We start from the raw sequence: 2,396 nt of genomic DNA, 5'->3' as shown, positions 1-2,396 counted from the left end.
GGGCACTGTGATGTTGAACCCGGATCGGCAGCAGCAGACCGAGAAAAGAGCGGCATAGTTAGACGGCGACGCGACAACAACCTTGAAAAACGCCGTGAGTGCTGAAGCCGAGCCCGTATTGAGTTTTGAAATCGAAGGGGTGTTTCTTCTGTTGTGCGGACATAGGGGATCCTCGTCTGTATATTCGACGTTCAAAAGTTGAGGGTTGGAAATGTCTAGGGAAGAGCCGCCAAAGCCTGGCTACAAGGAAATGACTCAATGGTCGATAATTCCAGCATTAGCACTTGCACTATTCTTGGCCGTACTGGCTTTAGTGACGCCAATCGGTGCATGGTTTGGAGTGCTAATGCCTTCTGGTCGTACTGCTCCAGATTGGTTTATGCGAAGCGGCGCTGTCACTGCGGTCTTCGCGTTTGCGGCGCAGGAGCAAGCGGCGAACGCTCTTGAGCGACTTTCTCCCCGAGGCTTTAGCTCCAAAGCAATCAATCAACTTCGGCTTGTTTTTGTGCGGCCTTTACTCTGGATCAAACGATTCATTTTTTGGCTGGCTATAGCGGGGTCGCTTATTTGGGCATATGGCGACATTGCGATGGTTGCCATTCAGTCGAGTAACTGATGCCGCAGCTCGCCGGCTGGCGTGATTCGTATAAGTGGGGTATGTATCTCTGAACTCACACTGGCAGGAGGCCGACATGAGGTTACAGAGCGATGTAGATGCGCTAGCGGCTATCGAAGAGGACGCTAAAGCGATGCTAAAACGGATAGGGCTGCCGGACGACGCAGTGAAGCTTGAGGTGGGCGTGTTCCTTCGCGAGGTGATCGACCTGGCCAGTTACATGGAGTCGAAGCATCGGCTGGTTGAAGAGCCAAGCATCGTCTGAATTCGGCCTTGCTGGCAAATTGCCGCCCTTTGCGGTATTTGTGTTCGACCCGGCATGGGGCCGGTTCAGGCGGTGATGCGATCGCCGATCACCGTGGTGGTGAACTGAACGGTGTACTCGGTGACCAGCTCAAATTCGCCGGCGCAGGTATCGCAGGCCATGTTCTTGTCGCCGTAATCTTCCGTCTCGATGTGGATGACGGTGGCGCAATGCGGGCACTTGCATTCGTCTTGGAGACGATAGTCCCACTCGTCGTAGTCGCTCTCGGCGACCTTGGCCAGCGCCGCCGCTTTCGCAACTGCGTCTTCGGCATCTTGGCAGGGTTTGCACGTAAAGCCGTCAGGATGGCCCCATGGTGTTTCCGTGAGCTTAGAGCGGTGAGTGCCGCACAGGCGGCAAACGTTGTGCTTGTCGCACACCGAATAACTGTACTGCTCACCGGTTCCGTTGCACTTGGCGCAGCCAGACACCCAATACCAAGCTCCATCGATACGTTCGGCGTACAGGCCGTTTTCCGGGGGCCGCAGGCTTACTTCAGGCTGGTCGGTAGTGGTACGGTGAAATCGGTGATGATCCGCCCCGTTCCACACGTTGAGGCTGCCGTTACGCTGGCACTGGGTCCACTCACCAGGGATCTCCGGGATCAGGATCTTCGTGTTTTTATCCATGGATTATCTCCAGTCAGGCGCCGCCCTCCGTGACCGGATGCGACAGTGGCAATTTGGGAGTGGATGGGTTATTTGTTTTGGCTCGGCACGGAGCCGATATGAGGAATCACAAATGCCAAAGCTTTCAGTAAGCCAAATTAATAATGCCAACTTGGTGGTAATTGAAGAGGTCAGGGTCCAAGAAGGACATCCTCAGAACGGTGAACCATTTGTGGTCTGGTCACTGCTAATTGGAGCGCAAATCGCGGCGATTAAGCTAAGCCGCGTTAAAGACACGCAGCTTGAGATCGTGGTCGAAAAAGCTGATCAGGAGACTCTCAAATTAATAAAAGACAAGCTGATTGAGAACTCATCTTTGCGTGAACAAAAAGACCATATTGCATCAGCCAACTGGGTGGACTTAACAACTGTTGCCCGACAAATAAACTGATTATCCGCGCGCTTTGACGCGGTCGAGCAAAGGTTCAATCCCCGTCTTGGCGAACTCTTCAAGCTGCCGCGACCACTTTTCCTTAACTACGATTTCCGGTCGCGACATGCTTGCGAAGCGTTCCGACTCTTCAGCCGGCGCTGCGGCCAGATTGATGATGAAGCTGGAGACCGTCTCCTGCCATTCCTCGAAGCCGTGGCGCTCGCCCAGCACCTGAAGCGCATCATCAAGCGCTTTCGAAACAATCAGCGGCCGCTTCTCGGCGCCGATCCGGTCGAGCAGCGCCTTCTCCTTGGCTCGCTTGTCCTTCTGTAATTGCGCATTGCTCTTGGCCATGGCCTACCTCTTCAATTCCGCTGGCCGGCAAGTCCAGCCAGGTCAGTAACTTTAAGCTTCAACAGTCCGTGATCCGTCTCG

5 protein-coding genes are annotated in these 2,396 nt (G+C 54.4%); 3 read left to right on the top strand and 2 right to left on the bottom strand.

The features are described 5' to 3' along the window. The first annotated feature begins 211 nt into the window (after positions 1-211). On the top strand, positions 212-616 hold the full coding sequence (locus tag ACIOWA_RS27855; RefSeq protein ID WP_315436020.1) for a hypothetical protein: 405 nt from the start codon (positions 212-214) through the stop codon (positions 614-616). 76 nt (positions 617-692) lie between these two features. Further along, on the top strand, positions 693-881 hold the full coding sequence (locus ACIOWA_RS27850) for a hypothetical protein (protein ID WP_401162917.1): 189 nt from the start codon (positions 693-695) through the stop codon (positions 879-881). A gap of 65 nt (positions 882-946) precedes the next feature. On the opposite strand, the gene ACIOWA_RS27845 is transcribed toward ACIOWA_RS27850, so the two are convergent. After that, on the bottom strand, positions 947-1,549 hold the full coding sequence (locus tag ACIOWA_RS27845; RefSeq protein WP_401162916.1) for a hypothetical protein: 603 nt from the start codon (positions 1,547-1,549) through the stop codon (positions 947-949). 112 nt (positions 1,550-1,661) lie between these two features. Between ACIOWA_RS27845 and ACIOWA_RS27840 the strand changes: the two genes are divergently transcribed. Beyond that, positions 1,662-1,979 carry a hypothetical protein gene (locus tag ACIOWA_RS27840; protein WP_401162915.1) on the top strand — a complete coding sequence of 106 codons (318 nt, stop codon included), beginning with the start codon at positions 1,662-1,664 and terminating at the stop codon, positions 1,977-1,979. Here the strand turns inward: ACIOWA_RS27840 and ACIOWA_RS27835 are convergent, their stop codons facing one another. Then, positions 1,980-2,315: a hypothetical protein gene (locus tag ACIOWA_RS27835; RefSeq protein ID WP_401162914.1), complete on the bottom strand. Its 336-nt coding sequence runs from the start codon at positions 2,313-2,315 to the stop codon at positions 1,980-1,982. Positions 2,316-2,396 lie beyond the last annotated feature (81 nt).

This window comes from Pseudomonas sp. NPDC087614, assembly GCF_044743485.1.
In the GTDB taxonomy this organism is placed as follows: Bacteria; Pseudomonadota; Gammaproteobacteria; order Pseudomonadales; family Pseudomonadaceae; genus Aquipseudomonas; species Aquipseudomonas baetica_A.
This window is presented reverse-complemented; position numbering and strand designations above follow the sequence as displayed.